Here is a 21,358-nt window from a genome sequence, read left to right on the forward strand (position 1 = left end):
CCGCCTCACCGGCCATCGCCCCTTGGGCTCAGAACCCACTGCCCAGCAACTGAGTCGAACTTCGGATCTGTGTTGTATAGCTGGTGCTCGACGCCGACGAGGGAGAGCTCGACCGGGATGCCGAGCCGATCGCCGGTCTTGATGAGGTACTTGCCCCGGCCCGGGTGCCGCGCGCCCGGCTGCCAGGAGTCCGGAGCGGACCAGGAGGCGACCAGCTCCTGCTCCGGCACGGTCAGGCGGGTGATCTCGCTGACGCGGACCAGCTCGCGCGGTGGCAGCCCGGCCAGCACGGTGATGGCGCTGCGGTCGATGAACCCGCGGGCCTTGGCCCGATCCTCCTCGGTCGGCAGCGCCTCCAGGTCGGCGAGCGAGTGGGTGATCATGATGGAGGCCATGCCTTTGGCGCGGTTGAGCCGGGTCAGGCTGTCGGCGTATTCGACCAAACCGGGCGCTCCGCGTAGCGCCCGCCACAGCTCGTCCATCACCGCCAGGTAGGAGTGTCCGGTGGTGCCGTCGGCCATGGCGAAGCCGTACGCCCAGGTGCACAGCATCGCGGCGGTCAGCAGTTTGTCGCCGGCCGCGCCGACCCGGGAGATGTCCACGGAGACGGCGGGTGCGGTCAGGTCGATGGGCCGGGTGGTCGGCCCGTCGAAGACGCCGGCGAGCGACCCGGTGCAGAGCAGTTCGAGGGTGAAAACAAGGTCGCGGACACGCTCCCGGTATCGCTCCGGGTGGTGGGTGCGGGCGGCCGATCGCAGCGCCTCGGGACCTTCTTCGAGTACGGCGAGGACGTCGGGCATGGTCGGCGCGGCGAGGCGTTCGTCGAGCAGGTCGATGGTCCGACCGAGGATGACCTCTTCGGCGTTGCTGATGGGGGCTTCGCGGATGAGCGTGCACAGCGCCATCAGCAGGGACAGCCGTCGTCCGCGCATCTCCCAGCGCATCCGCTCGGCCTCGGCACCATGAAGGCCGCGTACGGCAGAGCCGAGCGGGCCCGCGTCGAGCGGGTTGATCCGGTCCAGACCCCGGCCGACGTGGATGACCTGCCCGCCGATGTGCTCGACGAGCATGGTGTAGTCGGGTTTGGTGTCGCCGAGGATGAGCGCGGTCGAGCCGAACGCGATGGCGCCGATGATGAGCCGCTTGACCAGCGTGGATTTGCCGGTTCCCGGCTGGCCCAGGACGAACACGCCCGGGTTGGTGACGAGCCCGGCGCGCAGCCAGGCCAGCGGGTCGAGGCAAACGACCTCGCCGAAGAGTTGGTGACGGCCGATCGGCGTGCCGATGGCGGGAGAGCCCGAGCCGGCCACGAACGGGAACAGGCCGCACACCTGTGCGGTGGTCGCCTGGAACTCCGCGCCGGCCTCGATGTGCACCGCGCACCCGCCGTACGGCTCGCGCCAGCCGCGTGTGGGTGTCTTCACCAGGACCTCCTCGTGTGCTCGGCGGGGCACACGCCGCAGGGCAGGGTGGTGGCGAAGGCAGCTGCTTGACTGCCCCACAGGCGGCGCAGCCGGATGCGGGAGGCTTCGGCGGCGGCCTCGGTTACGGCGACCGCTCGGGGCAGGTCGTCTTCGTGCGTGACCGTGGTCGTGACGTACAGCGTCACCAGTGTGACCCCGGCCCCCGTGGCTTCTTCGGCGGCGGCTTGCCGGGCGCGGGCCTGGTCGTAGGCGTCGCGGGCGGTCTCGTCCCGGCCGGTGCGGCGGCGGTAGTGCTCGCGGAACGCTGCCGCGTTGACCTCGTCCTCGAGCACCCGCATGGCCTCGGCTGCGGGCAGCGGTCGGTACTGGAGGCTGACCCGCTTGGGGAATGGTCCTGGGGCGACCAGGCGGCTGAGCACGTCGGCGGGGACGTTCTGACGCGGTGCCTCGTGCCAGGCCCAGTTCACGCTGATACCGCTGTCATGCCGGTAGCGATCGGGGTGCTCCTCGGCCCCGATCGGACCGGCGTCCGCCCACGTGAGGTCGTCGGCTCGGGTGGTGTCGGCGCGCGCCGCGGGGTCGTACGCGGCGCGGACGATACCGGCCAGCTCACTCGCGGTTGCCGGGCCGGTAATGGTGACGCCGCACGAGCCGAGCGCCGAGGCCAAGGCTTCCATGGTGCGGCCGAGTTCGCCGATCGCCGTGCTCATGTCGCCCTGACCGGCGGGGGAGCGGGCCGGGTCGAAGGTCACGCTGACGTAGGTGTCCACGCGGGCGGCCGTACGCGGAGCCGTACCGACCAGCTGCCGCATGAGCAGCGATGCCGCCTCAGGGGCGTCGGAGGACAGCGCGCGGTCGATGGTGTCGGCCAGGGCGGAGCCCGGCTCGGGGGCGGTGTCGACGGTGACGGTGACCCAGCGGACAGCCGGCATGTGCCCGAGCGAGGCCAGCCATGTGCCCCAGTTGGCCACCCAGGTGTCGGCGTCCGAGCGCTCGGCGAGCCACGTGGAGGTCGGCGACACCTTCAGCGTCGCGGTGAACAGCCCGCTGCGCCGGTCCCACACGATCCCGTACGGCCGGCCGAAGGCATCCTCGGCCGACAGCAGGCGGGTCCCGGCCAGCACGCCGGGAAGCTGGAACGCGCGGGGATGCGCGACGACCACTCCCGCCCTGTAGCGGGTGTGGCCGCGAGCCTTGCCGTACGACCAGCGCACCCGGCGCATTATCAGGTGTGCGACGGGGACGCCGCTGACCCGGATCAGCACCAGCGCCCCGGCCACGGCGGCGGGTGGACCGGTATAAAGCGCCGCACGGGCGTTGATCGAGGTGGCAAGGACCAGTGTGGTGAGCGCGGCCAGCGCGACGAACGTCCCGGTCGTGCCCAGGCCGAGCAGGCCGAGGCCGCGCCGCCTGCGCCAGCCCCCGTAGGTGCGCACGTCGGTCATCGCTGGTGGTCCTCTCGCATCGAGTTGGCCGCGGTCTTCGCTCCGGACGCCAGGCCGCTTGCCACGGTCGCGGCTGCTGCCCCGGCCGGTCCCGCCGCGGTACCGGCCGCTGAGGCCGGCGACGCCGTAGGGGACGCCGTGGTTCCGTTTGCCGCTGATGAGCCTGCATTTGCGGCTGTCGCGGGGGCGGCGCCTGGCGGAGGAGCGGGTGGGGTGCCGCCTGCGGGTTTCCTGTCGCCCAGCTGTGACGACAGGAAACTCGCATGGCTGCTTGCGCCTGCGGGGGATGAGGCCGGGGCCGAGTTGCGGAATGCGCTGAAGGCGACCGCTCCGGCGATACCCGCGCCGAGGATGCCGCCGCCCCCGCCGGACGCTACGAGCGAGCCCGTGGTCCAAGTGAAGAACTTCATCAGCACCGGAAGCGCGATCAGCGACAGCAGCAGCATCGCGAAGCCCATGAGGGTCGTCCGCGTATCAGTGCCCTCGCCGATCATTGTGAACGTCGTCGCGTAGACGGCCGCCGCGGCAGGCTTGTAGAAGATGAGGGCGAGCATCCAGCCGGTCAGCTTGCGGAACCAGGGCTTGGTCAGCGTGGTCATGGACCCTGCGGCGGCCAGGGGGAGCAGGCCGGCGAGGATGACCAGCGCCGCCTGGCGGAAGAGCATGAGCACGGCCTGGACGGTGCCGACCAGGATCGCGATGATCCCCAGCACGATGACCGCCCCTGGTGCCGCGCCGCTCATGGTGAGGATCTTCGTCAAGCGTCTGCCGAAGTCGCCGTGGGAGGCAGCGTCGAGGACCCAGGCAGACCAGGCGTCGCCGGCTTTGACGAGCATCGAAGTGGTCAGCACCCCGATCGTCGAGGTCGCCGCGATGATGACCAAGCCCGAGCCGACGTCGACCAGGGGGCTTCCCTTGCGGGTCAGCGCCATTTTGCCGCCTGCGCTCAGAACGCCCAGCACGGCGATGGCGACCGCGATCGGCAGGGTCCACTGCCGCAGCCGGTCCACCGCGGACTCGGCGGCCAGATCGGGCGAGGGCACCTTGACCCACCAGGAGATGCTGTTGCCGACTACCCAGGCCACACCGTCCTGGATGGCCTTGGCGATTTCGCCGAGCACCCCGTTGGCGGCGCCTTCGGCCACCTTGCCCACGACATATTCGGTGAATGAGCAGGTAGGAGACAGCAAGCTTTCGCACGGCATGGCAGCTCACTCCTCGAAGAGCGTGTAGCCGTCGAGGGATGTGAGCGGGGCCGCCATCTTGCCCCAGTCGCCGTCCAACGGAGCCACCACGCGCCAGTCACCGTCGCGCCAGACGACCTGCACCCGGGTGCGGGCACGGACGGTGGTTCCGCGCGGGTCCGGGCCGGCGCTGACGAGGTCCACCGTGGCGGCGTCAGGCGTGTAGCTTTGCCAGCGGTAGGCCTCTTCGTCTACGTAGGCCTTGCCGAGCGGGCTGCCCGGAGGAAGGCCTGCCTCCTGCCTGTTCTGCTCGTATGTGGTCCGCGCCTGCTCCAGGAGTCGGTCGGCGTCCGGGCCGGTCACCTGTTCGGTGATGGTGGGCTCGAACACGGCTGGGCCCCATTGCGAGTTCGCCCGTACGGCAATGTGCAGGGCGGCGAGCAGGGCGCCTTGCTGGGTGTGGGAGAAACCCTGCGCGCGATCGTGGTCGAGTACGCGCGGGCCGTCGATGTCCGACAGCGGCAGCCGCACACCATGGAAGTCCTGCCAGGTGATATGAGCCTGCCGGGGCGAGGTGGTCGGGGTTGCCGGCGTACTGCAGGCGCAGGCGGTGAGCAGCGTCAGTACGAGGATCGGCGCCTTCATCGCAGGAACATTCCGACGATTCCGGACGCGGTCGCGGCCAGGCTGAGCCCGCCGAGCACCCAGGGGATGCCGGAGGCGCCGTCGGCGGCGAAGGAGGAGCGGTTCTTGCGGCCGATCGCCATCTGCGCACCGCAGATCAGCAGGCCCGCGACCCCGGCGACGATCACTCCCCACTTGCCCCAGCCGAGGATCGTCGTGATCGGCTTGTCCAGGCCCGGCGGTGCGATCGGGGCCGGATTCGGCACCGCCACAGCCGCGAGCATGTCGGCACCTGCGCTGACCAGCATGGATTGCCCTCCCTTTGCTGACGGGACATCGATCGATTGTCGCAATCTGTAGCGTGATCGTCACGCTAAGTGGGTATTCCAGAGCGCAAGCAGTCTCAAACAGCTGCATCCGTCTTCAGGCATTCACAATGCGTGCTGTCGCAGTCGCGTGGGGGAAACTGAACGGTGACCGCTGGCTACAAGGAGTGATGATGACCGAGCCGCTTGGCCGAGACCCCGACGTGCTGACCACCAAGGAACTGGCCGCCAAGCTCGGGCTCTCAGCCCAGACCGTCCGCCGCATGGCCAACGCCGGCCAGATCCCGGCGCTGCGGACCGGCAAGGACTACCGGTACTCCTGGAACGCGGTCCTCGACGTACTGCGACAGCCCCATCCGATAACGGGGGGTACCAACTATGACCAGAGCAAGCCGGGCGCCGGACGCCTGGCCACCCAGCACGCTCGCGACCAAGCTGGACAGGAGCTGTAACCACGGCCGGGCGCGGTGACCACGCGGCTGCTCGCAGCGGCCGCATGCCTGGTCATCGCGTTGCCTCTCGGGCTCGTCCTCGCGTTCACCGCGTTGCGCGGCTCCTTCGGCTGCGGCGCGAGCTCGGCGGGTGATATCCCGCCGGACTACCTGCGGCTGTATCAGCAGGCCGGACAGGAGTACGGCATTCCCTGGCAGGTGCTCGCCGGCATCAGCAAGGCCGAAAGCGATCACGGCCGGGGCGCGAGCGTCGGCATTCGTGACGGGGCGAACGAGGCCGGCGCGATGGGGCCGATGCAGTTCCTCGGCTCGACCTGGGCGACGTACGGCGTGGACGGTAACGGCGACGGGCGGATGGACGTCTACGATCCGGCCGATGCGATCCCATCGGCGGCTCGTTATCTCAAGGCGAGCGGTGCGCCGGGGGAGATGTATCGGGCGATCTGGCGCTACAACCACGCCGACTGGTACGTGCGCCGTGTCCTCGACTTCGCTCGCGGCTACTCCGGCTCTCCGGGAGTGGGGGAGGAGCTGTGTGCGCTTCCAGCCGCTCCGAATGCTGTCGCCTGGCGTGTCATCGCGTACACGCGGATGCAGCTCGGCAAGCCGTACGCGTGGGGCGCGGAGGGGCCGGGGGCGTTCGACTGTTCAGGGCTGACCATGCGCGCCTACCAGTACGCCGGGATTCTGCTTCCGCGCGTCGCCGCCGACCAGTGGCGCCAGGGGCCGGTGATTGGTCGCGGTCAGGAGCAGCCGGGCGACCTGGTCTTCATGCACCCGGGTCTGGCCGGTCCCGGGCATGTCGGGATCGTCGTCGCGGCCGGTCAGATGATCCACGCGCCGCGCACCGGAGACGTCGTGCGCTACGCGTCCTATTCCGCTCGTTCTGACGTGGTCGGGTTCACCCGGCCGGCTATCACATTGGAGAAGAGATGAAGACCCTCACCTTGGGAGAACTGCAGCAACTTCCAGCGACCGTCGACCTGCTGACAGCGGCACGAGCGCTTGGGGTCGGCCGCACCAAGGCGTATGAGCTCGCGAAGAAGGGCGAATTTCCCTGCCGCATCATCCGCGTCGGCGTCGCCTACCTGGTTCCAACAGCGGAACTGCTGAAGCTTCTCGGCATGGATGTCCCATGGTCAAATCGAGACTAAGCACCCGTACTTATCGTCCGAATCGACGGCCGGAGAGGGGCGTCGACCGCATGATCAGCAGACGGGTTTCCGGTATCGGGAGAGGCGCAGCTCGTACCCGGAGTCCTGGCCCGAGATGGTGAGTGCGGTGCCGCCGCTGGTCGTCGCGTTCCACAGCCAGGGCAGCACATGGCGGGTAGGGGATCCGTCTGGCAGGGCGCAGATGGCCTCGCGTAGCGACAGGCGGAGTTGCTGTAGGTCTTCCAGGGTGGTCGCCGAGTGGTTTAGCACGCGTTGCTGCGTGTCGCGGCCAGTTGCTTCGGCCAGTGCCATCGCCTCACTGAACGGATCGGCGGTCGTCTGGTTGTCGGCGGTTACGACGCTGGCTTCGACGCCTGGTAGTTGGTGATCGAGTTGTGTAGCGCGCCAAGCGGGCCAATCGGTTCCGATGCTGTCCAGCCCCGCCAGCAGGCCCTCGACGGTCCGCCGCTCGGTGTCATCGCCGTTCCCCCATACGTCGACGATCAAAGCGGAGACTTGAGCCCACGTGAGGTGAGCGAATCGCATCCGCTCCAGGGCGGCTGGTGCCGTGAGCGGCATCGGCGGAGTCAGGTAGGTGAGATCGATGCGGTTGGAGGCGTAGTGGTGGTCGGCGAGCATGAAGTAGCCGGACAGCTGTCCTCGGCGATGGCTTGAGATTTCGGTTTTCAGCTCGATCATCCATAACCGATGGTTCCAGAGCACGGCGTAGTCAGGGGCTCCGCCCTGCTCATTGTCATGCCGTCGTGGCAGGTCGAACTCGTCGACGAATATCGGCTGTGTGCCCCATCCCCCAGCGCCGAACGACAGCGCGTCCAACTCCTGGAGAAACCGGCCACCCCTCTCCGAAGGGCTGTTGCGGCTATTCCATCGCGGATAGGGGCCGCCGAGGATCAGCATCGTCAGCAGCCGCTGGCAGTATTCCTCCCGGCCAAGCCGCAGACGCCCCAACAGATGCAGAGGATCTTCGATCGTCACGACTGCAACGCTCTCATGGCCACTGCCCCGGTGCACAGCCACCGGTGCGCGTTGCGAAGTGCCCGCTCAAGCGTCGGTGAGCCTGGTCGAGCTGCGGTGCGCCAGACGATCGCACCGCAGCGCCGCTAGTCATTTGTGATGTTTCTTCAGTTCATCCGATGTGCTTGGTGGTATGCCTCTACCACGTCCTCCGGGAGACGGCCTCGCTCGCCGACGTTGTAGCCGTTTCGGCGGGCCCAGGTGCGGATCTGCGCATTCGGCGCGGTCATCGTCGTTGACCGCACCTTCACGACCTGCTCTTCGTGAGCGGCTTGCCTTGTGGTGCTTCGCCATGCCAGGGGCGGCGTGGTGGTTTCTTCCAAGTCGTGTGAATCGCCGTCTTCCAGACCGTCCCACCCGTCCTTTGCCGAGAGGGTCACCGCGCTCCAGGAGTTATCCGTTTCAGCCTCGCTTGCCTGTGTGACCTCGCCGGGCTGGATGCCGCGCCGAGCGAGTTCGGTCCACAGTGGCTCGAGCGCCGCCTCCGGGTCGAAGTAGAACTCGCTTTCTCGCACACGCCAGAACCGCCAGCCCGCCCGTTTGAGCTCCCGCTCGCGGTCGAGGTCGGCCTCGCGCTGCTCGGGTGTGCCGTGCCAGTTGTCGCCGTCGCATTCCACCGCGAGGCGTCCCTGCGCCCCGCTGACGACGAGGTCGATTCGGCGGCCGTTGACTTCGACTTGCGGAACCGCGTGGTATCCACGCTCACGGATGCGCAGAAATACCCGCTGCTCGAAGAGCGAGTCGAAATCGCGGTGCGGTTCGTCGGGGGTGACGTCAGACAGCGGTTGCGGCCCCAGGGCCGCCGGCGGGTTCAGCATGTAGGCGAGCAGCGAACGCCGCAGGCAGACGGGGGAAAGCAGGTCAGGACTGACCGAGTGGAACAGCCACATCTGATCCTTGGCCCGGCTGGCCGCGACGTTGAATCGACGCTGCCACTCCGTGCTAGTCACCGCCGACCGCTTTTCAGCGATCACCATGGAAAGGAAGACGACGTCGCGCTCGTCACCCTGGAAGTCGGGTGGTGTGCCCACCCGCAGCCGTCGCTTTTCCCAGTCCTTCGGGTCGAGCTGGTCGAGCAGCATGCCATGGATGAGTTGCACTTGTCCTGTGCCCTGCAGTACGACGACGCCAAAGGTCTTGTCGTCGTAGGTCGGGTCGGCCATGCATTCCTTGATCTGCTCGACGATGGCCTCGGCCTCCACGGCGTTCCGCAGACGGGTGGTCGTTCCCTCGGTGCTGGCACCAAGAACGCGCTCGACCTTGAGCGGTGGGAGCCTATCGGCGCCGAACTGCCGCAGCGGCACCAGCGGCTCGTCGGCGTAGAACTGCCGGGAGGAGAAGTCGATGATCTCCGGCATGCACCGGAAATGCTCCTTGAGGCGCAGCACCGATCCAAACCGTGTGGCCAGCAGGTCGAACATGCTCGACTTCGGGGTGAAGGCGTCCCGCAGGTAGGCCGGCATGTCAGGCATGTAAGTCGCGAGCTTGGCGAAGATGGGCTCGAGCTCCCCGTGACTGACGATTGAGGGCGCGCATTGTTTGTCGTCGCCGACGACGATCACGCGTGGTGCCAGCCACAGAAGGAACAGAGCTTCGATACTTGCCTGGCTTGCTTCGTCCACGATGACGACGTCGAAGGAGTCGCGGGCCGCCGGAATCGTCTCCAGCACCTGCTGGATCGGCATGATCCATGCTGGTACGGCATCGCGGGCGTGTGCCATTGCCTCTCGCGCGAGTCCCTGATACTTGGCGGCGTACCGCCCTGTTCCCTTGCCCAGCTTGGAGATGTGGTCCTGGTAGGCGCGCAGCGCCGTCGTCTGCCGGGAGTTCATCCGGCTCAGCGCCGCATCCCACGCCTGTTCGGCGGCGAGTTCGGCGGTGAGCCGCATCTGACGGGCGGTCGCCGCCTCGAGCTCGGACTCCAGCCGCTGCTCCAGGCCGGGCTGCCTCTGCTCCGTGAAGAACGTCTGCGCTTTCGCCCAAGCCCAGGCGCGCTCCCACGCCGAGAACTGCGGCTGCCACGTCTTGGCCTCGGCCAGCACCTTGAGCAGGGCCGGGTGGACAGCCCGGACCCGGGCCGCCAGCTCATCGCAGCGTCTCTGCTCAGTGAGCTCCCGGTGGGCGGTTGCCAGTGCGGCCTGGCAGAGCTGGTAGGTGTCGCCCTCGCGGACGGCCACCGCTCGGACGGCCTCGGTCAGTTCGGGAGCGGGGGTACCGAGCCGGGCCTGGTAGTCGAGGGTGGCGTGCAATTCCTCAAGAGTTGCGGTCGCCTTCTCTGCGTCGAGGCGGAGCCGTACGGCGCGCAGGGCGGACGTGTAGGACCACCAGTCGGTGGGCGTGCGGAGATTGATGTGCACCCCCGACCCGGCGAGCAGACGGACCGTTTCGGTGACAGCGACCGTGATATGTCGCACCACCGCGAGCCTGTCGAAGGCGTCGCCCAGCTGTGCCGCGATGACCTCCAACGGCTGATCCGGCGGAAATTCGACGCCCACCAGCAGCCAGCCACGCCGCAGTGTGTCCGAGACTTGCCGTCCTTCCACGTCGGCTATGACGATTTCCAGCAGTTCGGCATTGGTGGGGGAGATGCCGTCGACCGACACGGCGTCCAGGAATGGCTCTGCCGCCTTCTGCGCGGATGGCCGGAACGGGCCCCGCTTGAGCCGGTTCCCTGCAGCGAGGTGGTCACGCAGCGTCCGAATGGCCTCCCGGTACGCGCTCACCGTGGCGGGGTCGTCTAGAGGCGGATGGGTGACCGCCCGGAAGGCGATGCGCTCGATGGTCTCCCGCAGCACGGTGAGCCGGGTGGCGTGGGCGGCGATCTGCTCCCAAAGGGCGGCCCCCCGGCCGGCGAGGCCGTCGGCGAGAGCGCGCACGGCCCAGTCGTCGGGGGACCAGTCGCCGGCGTTCTCGGGGAGGCCGAGCCGGTGAAGGTTTGCCGCGACAGCGGACGCGATCTCCTCCAGCTGTGCGACGAGCGTGGGCTGAAGGTGGTCGAGCCGCGTGGAGATGTCGGTCTGTGCCTGCCGAGCCAGGGACTGCGCAGCGATCTCATCCGCGATCAGTGCCTTGACCTGCTCAGCGGTGGGTAGCGTGGCGACATCAGGGATGCGTTGGGCGGGCCGGGCCCTCCGCTGCGGCGTTTCGCCGGCGAGTAACTCGACGAGCTCCGCCGCATCACCGACCGTAATAGGCGGCGTGGGAGGCGCCGTGTTCGGCATCGGCACCGGCATCCACGAACACTTGGGCTCGTTACGTCTCAGGCGGCGGGCGATCTCGGAGAGTGTGCCCTGGTAGCCAGGGGCGATCTCGGGGTGGGAGTAAGTCTCCGACTCACGCAGCGCACGAATCCGCTCGGTCAGCTCGACGGTCGTACGGCGCGCCGATTCCAGCTCATTTCGCTTGTCGTTGATGCGCCTGCTCTGCAGTCTCGAGTCATACGAGGAGAACCTGTTGGACAGAGCCTTGACGCCGCCCTCCAACTCGGTGGAACCGCCACGACCCAGGTCGGTCATCGACACGCAGAGGCCGGTGATTTCCTGGGGCAATTTATCGCGGAGCACCCGCAGCGCCTGGGCCTTCTGGCTGGTGACCAGGACACGCTGGCCTTGTGCGAGCAGCGCCGACAGCAGGTTGGCGATGCTGTGCGTCTTGCCGGTGCCCGGCGGGCCCTGCACGACGACGCCGTTGTCCTTGCCCAATCGGGTCATGATCTGGCGCTGTTCGGGGTTGGCCGGCAGCGGGAATAGAGGGTCCTGCCCGAGCGCGTCTTCGCGGGCCCCACCCTGTTCGCGCAGAAACGCCATGCGCTCGGCCTGCTCCAGCGGCTGGACGAGCTGAGCGAGCCCGAGGGGCGCCTGGCCGTCCTGCCCGGTCAGCGTCTCCAGCATCTTGTCGTAGTAGGCGATCAGTGCTCCCTGGTCCCGCTTGCGCAGCACCAGCGCCGGAGCGAGCCGTATCTCCGCGAGCTTGCCGGTCTTTTCCGCGGGGGCCCAGTCGTGCCGGTAGACGGTCTGTGATTCCAGCCCCCGGTCGCACCAGGCCTGCAGCAAGTCGGCGACGGAGTTCTGCAGGGCAACACCCTCGCCCTCCCGGGCACGTTGGCGAAGCCGATCGGTGCGCTTGGGCGAGAATTCGGGCAGATCGGCGAGGAGTTCGCGATCCTGCAGGACGGCGGAGGTGTCACCCAGCACCACATCCACGCGCTCGGAGTCGGCGTCCACGTACAGGTGCACGCGGGTAACGAGCAGATGGTTGCGGACCCGCGTGCCATCGGCAGCAGTCCAGGAAAGCAGTCCAGTCGCGAGCACCAGCTCCCACTCGTCGTCCATCTGCGCCAACTGGTTGGCGATGGAGTAGAGATCGCGGTGCCAGCGTCGCTGGCGGACGCGCTCGCGCTCCAGATCGGCCCAAGCCTGCCAGCCGGGCAGCCACCTGTCGTACGCCTTCACGATTTCGGGCCGGTCGTCCGTGGTCTCTGGCCGCCACGACACGGTGCCGTCCTCGCGGGTCTCCTGAACGCGATCCGGGCCGGTCTGCGACAGCTCCGGAGCCAGCCGCTCAGCATCGGCGACCTCCTGTGGCTTCAACCAATCGTTCAGTTCGTTGGGTGGAGCAGGCGGTGGGATGGGCCGGACGTATTCGACGGTGAGAAGCACCTCGCCCAGACCTGCCTCGGCTCGCGCCGCAACCTCTTTAGGCAGGTCGGCCAGCCAGAGCACCTGTCCGTGCCTGTCGACCTCCCGTACGGGCGTGCGCCGCGCGGAGGCCAGGTTGCGGAGGAACTCGACCAAACGGGTCGTGGAACCGATCAGCTGGGGGTCGCGCGCACGCGATGCCACGCTCATGAAGGGTGGTCCTCCTTCGACGGCAGGGGGAGTGGGGGCTCTCGCCGTTGGGGGTGCGAGGATTGTCTGTGAACAGAGCTTACAACAAGAAGTTCCGTTGACTCATATCAATGCCTGCCTGTGCGCGATCGGCGATTATGCGGCGAGAGCTGGTGCGCTGTCCTTCCAACCGCGCAGCCTCATGCGGATGCCGATTTCGCGCCTTCGCGGTGAGGGGCCGCGACGTTGACATCGCATCAATTAGTGCAGCCTTGGGCCGGTGCCGAGTTCGGTAGGTCGGCAATCAGGGCGAGGACGCCGGTGGCAGGGTCATGGACCCAGCGGCCGCCGAGCGAGCCGAACTGCGGCAGGTTGTTTAGATAGTCGCAAAACTCCCATGTGGCGGGGCCGTCGGGTACGTGGTGTGCCAGGCGGGTCTCGACGCGTAGCACCGATTCCCAGGCTTTGGTGTCTCGGAGCGTCAGCCACACGCCGAGTTCACCGGCGACGGAGCCGATGCCGCCGGGCTACTCAACTGTCCACTCGGGCTCGACCCCCCAACGCGGTGACGACACGCCGTGGCAGGTCGCAAGAGCGTCGGATCCGGGCATGACAAGCACCTCCGGGGTGTCTTGGACCCCGGTATGCCACACCCCGGTGATCCGCGGTTCCCCGCGCATCTCGCGCGGGGCTGGCGTCACCCGGGGCACCCGCAGCGGGCGGGATGCCGTCGTGCAACGCCTCCGGATGCCGGTCGGCGCGCCGTACCCGGAATTGGGGTACGGCTGACGCCGTTGGTCGGTGGCATCGCGTGGTCGACGCATGTGCGGTCCCTTCCTGGCGAGGCTCTCGTCGTTCAGCCGCACGAGTTTGGCTCGGTTGGGGTCGGTGGTGACTCATCGTGTCCATCAGGGTGCGGTCGCCCCAGGGCAGCCAGGAAGCGGACGCCTTCGGCGTCGTGGAGGTCAAAGTTGATCTCTGGAGTGTTGACGTCGTACCACTTCTCGTCGTCCCCCAGATTGGTCGCGATCTCGGGATCTTCGCCCCAGGCGTGGCCGGCGAACCGGTCCTCTTCACCGCGGACGGCGGCCAGGATGCGGTCGCGGAACCTGTACGGGAGATGTGAGGCAGCGAATTCGGGGAGGGGAGTGCGGGAGAGGGTCATCTCCCGATCCCATGCCTCGTCGGAGTAGTCCTCCCACGCGATGTTGAGCCCGGGCCGGATCTCCGCGATGGCCTCGAAACCCCTTCCGCTGGAGTAGCCGCCGCCGTCGTAGTCGTAGGACACGGAGATGAATGTGCGGTTGGTGACAGGGGAGGGGACGCGGTAACGGCGTTCCACCGGAACGAGCGCCCAGTCATCGTCAACCTGGGCGGCGAAGTGGGGGACCCCGTTGATCCGGAACATCACAGGAACCAGGTTGCTGTCCAGCGGGCCGAGTAGATTCTGCTCCTCGTCGGTGAAGAAATCCTCGTTCAGCCAGCCGGCCAGATCGCGGTCGACATCGGCACTGAATCGGATCGCGTCGGCGACCGCGAACGGGGCATCGGTGGTGATGTCCACCGCCGCGTGCGGGTCGAACGTGAACAGGTCGGGGACAGCGCGGACGGCGAGGGCCAGCGGGTCGTCGCCCGCACCGAGCCGACCCAGCGCGGTGACGGTCTGCGTGCCGTCCTCCCCAATCTTGATCAGCTTCAGTTTCTCGTCGCGGACGCGTAGAGCGCACTCGCCGGCGCCTGCGACGTGGATGGTGAGGAACGAGTCGAGCGGCAGGGCGGAGACCTGCTCATTCCAGTTCTCCTCGAACAGTTCCGGGCCGTGGTAGGTCGCGATCAGCTGCCACGGCTCACCTTGTCCTTCTTCAAAAACTTCTGGCGGTACGGCGGCCAGCGCGTGGGGCTTGGGGCGGCCGTACTGGCGGCACATGAACGCTCGCTGGCCGTCATCGAGGCGGGTGTAGAAGGCCAGGCCGTGTTGACGGCCCCCGAGGCGGTCGTAGAGGGTCTCGGCGTGCCAGTTTCCGGCGTGCAGGGAGGCGATCAGCAGGAACAGCCGCGCGCGCCGCCTGTTGAGAGTCTGCACGGCAGGCCAGGGAAACTCTCTGTTCCACCTCACGTTGTAGGCGTGGACGAGACCGTCGAAGTCGTACGTGTCCTTGGGCTCGAGTTCCTCGTCATCGTCCTCGGCACCCTCGACCAGGTCATCTGGGTCTTCTGGCAGTTCTTCCGGTGCATCAGGGACGTGATTCGCCTCGGTGATGTCCATCGTGCTTTGCCCTTTGCCTTCAGAATCCGTCATTCCTCGATCACGCCCTCGTCCGGGCGGTCCAGGTAACCCCAGGCCGCCACGCGGCGGTCGAACTCCTCCGTGCTGCAGCGGGCGATGAGGACTTCGCCGCCTTCGTCCCAGGCGGCCCATGCGATGTGCAGGTCGCCGCGGATGTTTCCCGAGCCGGTCCACCAGTGGCTGTTGGAGATCGGGGAGCCGCCGTCGAAGCCGTAGGAATCCTCGGTGAAGTAGTTGCCGGGCATGGGCAATGGAGGGAACTCCTGGTGGGGATCCATCGGGACGAGGATCCAGCGACCGTCCACCTCTGCGGCCAGGTGCAGGATGTCGTTGATGTGGATCCGGACCGTGGTCAGCCCGTCGTACCAGCGGTAGGTGCGCTCGTCCTCGCGCGGCTCGGCACGCTTATGTCCGGCCTTGTAGTCATCCCAGTCCTCCTCGTCCCACTCCTCGTCATCCCAGTCATCGTCGTAGTCGTACAACTCCTCCACGCTGTAGAAGTCATCGACAACCGGTGTGATGAGGTCGGCGACGCGCTCGGCATCTCCGGCGGGGCACTTGATCTCCACCGCCGCCTCGGACGGAAAGGTCAGGAGATCCGGCACGTGGTCGAGGGCGACGGCCAGGGGGTCGGTGGGGACCGGGCCGAGATCGATGACCTCCACGGGGTCCTTCCCGCGCCGGCTGAGTAGTTCCAGGCGGCCGTCCCGGACATGCAGGACCCGCGAAATCCTCCTACCGAACATGCGCCAGGCGCGAACGCTGAGGAGAACCTGTTCGGTCTCACCGAGGGGGCGGCTGGGATACAGGCAGTCCGCGGCGAGCCGTTCCCGCTTCGGCGGAGCAGGAGGCCGGGGAGCGGGAGCCAGTACGGTAGGGGACGGGAGAGGCGGCGCGGCCGCCGGTGGCTTCTCGGATTCCCGTACAGCCGGCGTCACCGGTTCCCCTTCCCGTCCGGCGAATGCCGTGGGTTCCTGCCCGGCAGGCTGTTCAGCGGAGGTGTCCGACCGCCAGCCCGTCAGTGAGCAGGAGCCGTCGACGCAGGAGAACACGGCCAGGCAGTCGTAACTCCAGGCGTAGATCACGTCCTGGCCGGACCGGCGGCCCAGTTCGCAGGCCTCCTCGTGGGTCAGGCCGGTGACCGCGAATGCCGGGGTCATGTCGCCCGGCTTGCCGTACTCTGCCGGCCAAGAGCCGTCCGTGCCGATACCACCGACGATGTGGATGGGAGCTTCGCCGGGTGTGGGCCGTGCCCCCGAGGCGGTGCCGATGTCGGCCGATGTCACCGTGATCCAGTGGTCGTCGATGCGGATACGAATGGTCGTCATCGTTTTCCTTGTGAGAGGGGTCCGGGATCACGGACGAACGACGGTGCTGCTGCTCGGTGTACGAGCAGCAGGTGCCGCTGCGGAGGGTCGTGGCGTCCGTTGTGGCAGTACGTGCGGGTTCCGTAGCCGTATCCCCATGTCCTGCGCCTTGCTTTGAGATCGTGACGAGCGTATCGGTGCGAATCAGGCAACACAAGCAAATTTAATGTGAACGTCGTACACGTACGACTTGCTGCTAGGCGCAACGGCTCGACTGCGGTACGGCCTTCACGCCGTTGGTGATACCGGCGGAGGGATATCAGGGCGGCGGCCGAGGCCGTACCGGCTGGGCACGGTTTGCCGGACGCGCAGGGCACCTGCGGGTGCGCCCATCGGTCCATCGGCTCGGCCGCCGTGGCAGGTGTCGCAGCCGAGGGCGGCGTACAGGCAGGTGCGCTGGTCGTTCCAGTCATTGGCGTAACGCATCGCTCGGCCGGTCCACGGTCCGCCACCGTTTCGGCAGACGTCGCGGACTTCGCCCGTCATCACGCATGGACGCTGCGGCAGGTGGGTCACGGCGACCGTATCGCCAGCGGTGAGAGGTGTGCCCGTGGTGGTGCTCAGCGGCGTCAGCAGCCCGGGGGTTCAGCGCAGTACGGCCGACTGGTGGAACTGGCGGGCGAGACGGAGCACGCAGTTCTCCTCGGCTCCGACGATGATGACCACCTGCTCGGTCCAGGCGAGGTCGGGGTGGTGGCACGCGGCGTCGGTCAGGGCGTGCCAGCCGTGCTCGCGCAGGCGGGCCAGCAAATCCTGGTGCGCGGCCAGGTTGCGATCCAGGCGCCCAGGCCGCTGATCAGGCTGTCCTACTAGGGCGTCGAGATCCCGTCGGTAAAGCCAGCCGCGCGAGCGGCGGCCTTGCATGCCTCATCCAGGCACACGAGGTCCCACATCGGCAAGGAGTAATCGTCCGGCTTCCGCACCGCGTGGAATCCAACCCCGCCGTACGTAGTCAACGTGGCGTAGAGCCGCCCCCAGCCTTTCGCCTCATCGCTCTGGGCCTGGTCGGTGTCCCAGATGGTGTAGGCCACAGCGTTACACCAGGAGTAGGACACCTTGGGTTCGCCGTTGTACATACCGGCCATCACCGGGTTGGTTTGATCGCACTCATAACCGGCGTCTCGAAGCTTTTGGATGACGTCCACGGCGGACTGCGGTCGGCCGTACTGGTTGACGCCCGCAACGATCAGGATGCCCGTAATGATAATGGTGGCGACGAGGACGATAACGAAAAACGGCTTGTTCTTGATGTCGTTCACTTGTGCACGACCCTGCCGTCATCGGTCACGGTATGCGCGTTCAAGCAGCCCTGAACGGTGCCGTTCCACGCTCCAGACGTGCACCACTTCAGCAGGTAGTCGTTCTTCTCGGCGATGGTGAGCCCAGGCTGTTCGGTCACGGCCCAGACCGGGGTCGTCGTGCTGTAGTACATGGCGTTCGCCTTCTGAAGCTCCTCGTAGTTGTGGAGGGCGATGACGGTAGCCACGACGGCCCAGAGCGAGGCGAGCGCCAGGCCAACGGCCAGGGGGGAAGTTTTGGTCTTGCTGTTCACGTGTGGTGCCTTACGTGTTGTGCCGATGAGTCAGTTGTGAATCCGGTTGCGGCTAATGACCTGGCACCCGCTTGGATCGGTCCAACGGGTGAGCGGAGGCTTCCTTGAGTCCTGGGTGCGTCGACCGCAAGCCCGTCATCGAGTAAGAGGTGGGACCGGGTCCCTACGGCTATTCGCCATACTTCTTGGCGTAGAGCGTGATGAGCGTGTCCGTCGAGATCTTCCGGCCCGCGGCCGGCGTCTGCTTGGTGACGACCCAGTCGCGGTCAAGCACCTGGAAGCGGTTCTGGCCGGTCGCGTCCTTGTCGTTGAGGACGTAGAACCCGGCGGCCTGCAGTTCGTCCTGGGCGGCCTGCAGGTTCTTGCCGACCATGTCGGGGAGCGTCTTCTTCTCTGCTGCTGCGGGCTCGGCCGTCGGTGTCTCTGTTACGGCCTCGGTGACGGTGACCGCCGGAGCTGGCGGGGTCGCCGTGACTGTCACGACCGGTGCGGCAGTGCCGCTATTACCACCACATCCGGTAAGTGCGGCGGCGAGGACGGCGACGAGCAGATAATGGGCCCGCATGGGGGATCGCTCCTAGGTTGAGGATGGGCTGATGATGAGAGGGCTGACGAATACTACGGGCGCTCAGGGAATGACGTTCGGTTCGGCAACATCGCCCGTCAGTCGACGATTCGTCGCTGTCCACGGTGGCCTGAGTGAGCAGAAGCCCTGATCAGCCGCCATCACGGCACGATCTTGTTGAGGGCCGCCTGGTAGGCCTTGGCGTCCGATGGCGCTATCTCCTTCGACACGCGGACGACGACGTTGCCCTTGGCGTAGTCATACTCGGCAAACATGGGGCTGGACTTGGCAATCGACTGGATGTAGTCCGCGCGGGCCTTCGCTCCGGCGGCGTCAGGGAACACCTCGACCCCGCCGCCGAGGTCGACCGACCCCTTGTCGGCTCCGAGCACGTCAGAGGGCTTGATGCGCTTGTCGGTGAACGCGGCCTTGGCGATGTAACCGCCCGGACGCCCGAGCAGCTTGTTCGGGTCGTTGCGCTCGTTGTAGGTGACCGTGAGCTTGATCGGCAGCCCCTCGCCCGCGAGTGCCTTGATGACGGCAGCGGCATTCGTCGGCGCGGCCGTGGTGGTAACAGCGGCATTCGTCGGCGCGGCCGTGGTGGTAACAGCGGCATCCGTCGGCGCGGCCGTGGTGGTGGCAGCGGCGGGGACAGCGGCGGAGGCCGCAGTGCTGGCGGAGTTGGACTGCCCGCTGCTGCAGGCGGTGACTGCAGCAGCGGCGAGGGCGGCCGTCAGCAGAGGACGGGTACGCATCGGGGCGACTCCTGAGGTGGGGGATATGTAGTGGGACTGATCTTAAGAGGGAATAGCTGACGATGGACCGTTCCGTGAGGATCATCCTGAAGGCCCCGTATGTGGACTGCCTGCGCGAACACTTCCCCGGGCTGAGGAGGCTCGGCGAGGCCGGTCTCCTCCTCGGTCTGTCATGCCGCCAACGGACGGGCCGCGCCGGGCCATTCCTCACGAACCCGCCTCAACGCATGCCTGCGTGGGAACTGACCCGAGCAAGAGCAAGTACTTGCTGTGCGGCCCAAACGGCTGCGGGCCCTTTCACGGAAAACGCTCTGCTCAGAGTAGGCATGACCCAGCCGTAAACGTGGAACGTCACCCCAACTTTGGCGTCCGCGTTCTGCACCCACAACGAAACCGTGGTCGCATCGTCGCCGACGGATACCGTATTGGAGTCGGGAAGCGGGAGACGGGCCTCCTGCTTGATATCGAGATCCACGTTGTAGGTGACGTTCGTGGCGTTCTTCGCGCCGCCTGTACCGGTCGCCTCGAACGTCACCTTGCGGGCGCCGGACGCGGGATCGCAGGTGGTGAGTTGGCCCACGTCCGATCACAAAACTGCGGCGCTAGAGCTGCTCCCGCCGACCCCGGCCACAACACCGGCGAACATGAGGATCCAGTAGAGGATCCAGATGCCAGTGAGGAGCCATCCGAGGATCACGCCGGCGATTGCCATGCCGTGGCCGTCGGTGCGGTCACGCCGGATCTGCCCGAGCGCGACGTGGCCGAATACCACCGCAAGGATTGAGGTGAATCCGCAGGTGATGAATCCGGTCAAGCCGAGGATGAGACTGGCGATGGCCAGACCGTTGTTCCGATTCGGCGCAGGTGGAGCGTAGCCGTACTGCGGCTGGCCGTAAGGGGGCTGGGTAGTCATGTCGTGACTCCGGCGGAGAGCTAATGGGGGATAAGCGGTCTGTGAGGCGAATGATGCGTTTCAGTGGAGTGCCCGCCGTAGCGGGCGCTGATCAGATCGCTAAGTGCGCCTCTCGCTAGGGTGGCGCGCTACCGTGTGCTACTTCACCGTCCACTCAATCGGTGCGGAATCGAACGGGCCGTAGGTCACGTACTCGGGCTTCGAACCCTTTCGGGTCCCGAACGGGATCCAGCCACAGACGCACCGGTCGTTCTCCACTACGTGGCCGTTCGGGTATAGCGGGACATCAAACCACTCCGGAGACCAACTGCTCATCTCTTCGACGACGGTGTCATCGGCGTAGGAGAGGGGCCACGGATACCAGCTGACCTCGACCAGCGCGGGCGCATGCCTTGGAGGAGCGGGCCGATCGACCCATGGGTCATATACCGGTGCGCTCAAGCGTCCACCGTCCGTCGCCTTCGATCGTGACCAGGAAGGTGCTATCCGGAAGCGTGGTTTCGGCCTCCGACTTATCGATTTCGTTGGCCAGGAGGCTCTCGTTCCCGTCGCCGTCGTAGCCGTAGACGACGAAGTTGCCCTCGCCGGCGAACTTCGACGTGATCGTCTGAAACCCTGAACTGTTCGGGTCCAGGTAGACCACGTCGTCACCGGCACCGGCCAGACGTGGCTTGGTCCAGCGTCGCGCCGATGTAACTGGCTTGACGGCGATCGTCCAGGTGCCTTCCGCTTCGACCTTGAGCGCGACGGTTTCCTCCCCGTCGAGGTTCATCAGCCGCGTACCGCGGTGGTTGCCGATGTCGTTTGCGAGAAGGTCCCGCTCCTCGCCATCGGGACCGACGCCGTAGACGATGAAGTTGCTGGAGCCCCGCGCAGTGGAGGTGACCAGGCGGATGTCGCTGGTCGGTTGTATGCGGACGACCTTGCTGCCGGAGCCTTTGTACGTCTTCGCCTTGGGTTCCGGCTTTGGGGGTGATGAGGGTTCGGCTGTTTCTGTCGTCTGTTCGGGCGTCGGGGCTGCATCCTCGGTGGCCTGCGATCCGCTGCTCATCGTCGGCGCCGCCGTCGGTGTGGAAGGCGTGTCGACGATGGCGGCCACGGTGGCGATGCAACCGGCGAGTAGCACGAAAGGCATGCCGATCACCAACAGCCAAATTGCCGGCCCGCGCCTCTTCTTGGCGGATGGTCGGAACGTTCCAGGAGCTATGTTCGCGTGAGGTAGTGGTGGCTCGCCTACCTGGAAGTGCTGGTTTTGGGGGCCTGGCGACTGGGGGGATGTCATCGGTACTCCGGAGGGGCTGGCGGGGAACGTTCAAGGTCTGCCATTAGAGCACGTGTGAATCTAGTGCACAAGCAAGGTGTAGATATCATCCTCTATCGATCAACGAGGCGTTCCATGTGAATCGCCCTCGACGTAGCGCCACGCCCTCGACAGCTGCGGCTTCACAT

Annotated in this window: 20 protein-coding genes; 3 read left to right on the plus strand and 17 right to left on the minus strand. The window is 66.9% G+C overall.

Going from position 1 to position 21,358, the window contains the following annotated elements; all coding sequences use genetic code 11:
* Positions 1–5: 5 nt before the first annotated feature.
* Genes Pth03_RS22175 through Pth03_RS22195 form a run of 5 tightly spaced genes read right to left on the minus strand, consistent with a single transcriptional unit; the run spans position 6 to position 4,985 of the window.
* Positions 6–1,424 carry a putative type IV secretion/conjugal transfer ATPase gene (locus Pth03_RS22175; protein ID WP_239119263.1) on the minus strand — a complete coding sequence of 473 codons (1,419 nt, stop codon included), beginning with the start codon at positions 1,422–1,424 and terminating at the stop codon, positions 6–8.
* The gene (locus tag Pth03_RS22180; RefSeq protein ID WP_203946273.1) at positions 1,421–2,869 is read right to left on the minus strand and encodes an SCO6880 family protein; all 1,449 of its coding nucleotides are present in this window, start codon (positions 2,867–2,869) and stop codon (positions 1,421–1,423) included. Before Pth03_RS22180 ends, Pth03_RS22175 begins: the two co-directional genes overlap by 4 nt.
* Positions 2,866–4,074, minus strand: coding sequence for a hypothetical protein (locus tag Pth03_RS22185; protein ID WP_203946274.1), 1,209 nt, complete (start codon positions 4,072–4,074; stop codon positions 2,866–2,868). Before Pth03_RS22185 ends, Pth03_RS22180 begins: the two co-directional genes overlap by 4 nt.
* Positions 4,075–4,080: 6 nt before the next feature.
* On the minus strand, positions 4,081–4,698 hold the full coding sequence (locus Pth03_RS22190; protein ID WP_203946275.1) for a DUF8175 domain-containg protein: 618 nt from the start codon (positions 4,696–4,698) through the stop codon (positions 4,081–4,083).
* Positions 4,695–4,985, minus strand: coding sequence for a hypothetical protein (locus Pth03_RS22195; protein ID WP_203946276.1), 291 nt, complete (start codon positions 4,983–4,985; stop codon positions 4,695–4,697). Before Pth03_RS22195 ends, Pth03_RS22190 begins: the two co-directional genes overlap by 4 nt.
* 191 nt (positions 4,986–5,176) lie before the next feature.
* Here Pth03_RS22195 and Pth03_RS22200 point away from each other — a divergent pair, with 191 nt between their 5' ends.
* The 3 genes from Pth03_RS22200 to Pth03_RS22210 are packed head-to-tail and all read left to right on the plus strand — an operon-like array spanning position 5,177 to position 6,609.
* Positions 5,177–5,455 (plus strand): helix-turn-helix domain-containing protein, encoded by a 279-nt coding sequence (locus Pth03_RS22200; RefSeq protein WP_203946277.1) that lies wholly within the window; start codon positions 5,177–5,179, stop codon positions 5,453–5,455.
* 15 nt (positions 5,456–5,470) lie between these two features.
* Positions 5,471–6,391: a C40 family peptidase gene (locus Pth03_RS22205; protein ID WP_203946278.1), complete on the plus strand. Its 921-nt coding sequence runs from the start codon at positions 5,471–5,473 to the stop codon at positions 6,389–6,391.
* Positions 6,388–6,609, plus strand: a complete 222-nt coding sequence (locus tag Pth03_RS22210) for a helix-turn-helix domain-containing protein (protein ID WP_203946279.1) — start codon at positions 6,388–6,390, stop codon at positions 6,607–6,609. Before Pth03_RS22205 ends, Pth03_RS22210 begins: the two co-directional genes overlap by 4 nt.
* A gap of 54 nt (positions 6,610–6,663) precedes the next feature.
* Here Pth03_RS22210 and Pth03_RS22215 read toward each other — a convergent pair whose 3' ends face one another.
* The 12 genes from Pth03_RS22215 to Pth03_RS22270 all read right to left on the minus strand — a co-directional run bounded on the left by Pth03_RS22215 (position 6,664) and on the right by Pth03_RS22270 (position 21,056).
* The gene (locus tag Pth03_RS22215; RefSeq protein WP_203946280.1) at positions 6,664–7,605 is read right to left on the minus strand and encodes a hypothetical protein; all 942 of its coding nucleotides are present in this window, start codon (positions 7,603–7,605) and stop codon (positions 6,664–6,666) included.
* Between the two features lie 146 nt (positions 7,606–7,751).
* On the minus strand, positions 7,752–12,491 hold the full coding sequence (locus Pth03_RS22220; protein ID WP_203946281.1) for a PDDEXK-like endonuclease domain-containing protein: 4,740 nt from the start codon (positions 12,489–12,491) through the stop codon (positions 7,752–7,754).
* Between the two features lie 835 nt (positions 12,492–13,326).
* Positions 13,327–14,736, minus strand: a complete 1,410-nt coding sequence (locus Pth03_RS22225; protein WP_203946282.1) for a hypothetical protein — start codon at positions 14,734–14,736, stop codon at positions 13,327–13,329.
* Between the two features lie 29 nt (positions 14,737–14,765).
* Positions 14,766–16,085, minus strand: coding sequence for a hypothetical protein (locus tag Pth03_RS22230; protein ID WP_203946283.1), 1,320 nt, complete (start codon positions 16,083–16,085; stop codon positions 14,766–14,768).
* 624 nt (positions 16,086–16,709) lie between these two features.
* Entirely contained in the window at positions 16,710–16,988 is a 279-nt protein-coding gene (locus Pth03_RS42180) for a DUF3293 domain-containing protein (protein ID WP_203946284.1), read from the minus strand.
* Complete coding sequence (locus tag Pth03_RS22240) at positions 16,934–17,383, minus strand: hypothetical protein (RefSeq protein ID WP_203946285.1); 450 nt, start codon at positions 17,381–17,383, stop codon at positions 16,934–16,936. The genes Pth03_RS42180 and Pth03_RS22240 overlap by 55 nt, the downstream gene beginning before the upstream one ends.
* Positions 17,380–17,676 (minus strand): hypothetical protein, encoded by a 297-nt coding sequence (locus tag Pth03_RS22245; protein ID WP_203946286.1) that lies wholly within the window; start codon positions 17,674–17,676, stop codon positions 17,380–17,382. Before Pth03_RS22245 ends, Pth03_RS22240 begins: the two co-directional genes overlap by 4 nt.
* Positions 17,677–17,845: 169 nt before the next feature.
* The gene (locus tag Pth03_RS22250) at positions 17,846–18,241 is read right to left on the minus strand and encodes a PASTA domain-containing protein (RefSeq protein ID WP_203946287.1); all 396 of its coding nucleotides are present in this window, start codon (positions 18,239–18,241) and stop codon (positions 17,846–17,848) included.
* Positions 18,242–18,402: 161 nt separating this feature from the next.
* Entirely contained in the window at positions 18,403–18,996 is a 594-nt protein-coding gene (locus tag Pth03_RS22255; protein ID WP_203946288.1) for a hypothetical protein, read from the minus strand.
* A gap of 220 nt (positions 18,997–19,216) precedes the next feature.
* Positions 19,217–19,576 (minus strand): beta/alpha barrel domain-containing protein, encoded by a 360-nt coding sequence (locus Pth03_RS22260; protein ID WP_203946289.1) that lies wholly within the window; start codon positions 19,574–19,576, stop codon positions 19,217–19,219.
* Positions 19,577–19,582: 6 nt separating this feature from the next.
* Positions 19,583–19,909 (minus strand): DUF4190 domain-containing protein, encoded by a 327-nt coding sequence (locus tag Pth03_RS22265; protein WP_203946290.1) that lies wholly within the window; start codon positions 19,907–19,909, stop codon positions 19,583–19,585.
* Positions 19,910–20,330: 421 nt separating this feature from the next.
* Positions 20,331–21,056 (minus strand): hypothetical protein, encoded by a 726-nt coding sequence (locus Pth03_RS22270; protein WP_203946291.1) that lies wholly within the window; start codon positions 21,054–21,056, stop codon positions 20,331–20,333.
* Positions 21,057–21,358: the final 302 nt, after the last annotated feature.

This window comes from Planotetraspora thailandica (genome assembly GCF_016863335.1).
GTDB lineage: Bacteria > Actinomycetota > Actinomycetes > Streptosporangiales > Streptosporangiaceae > Planotetraspora > Planotetraspora thailandica.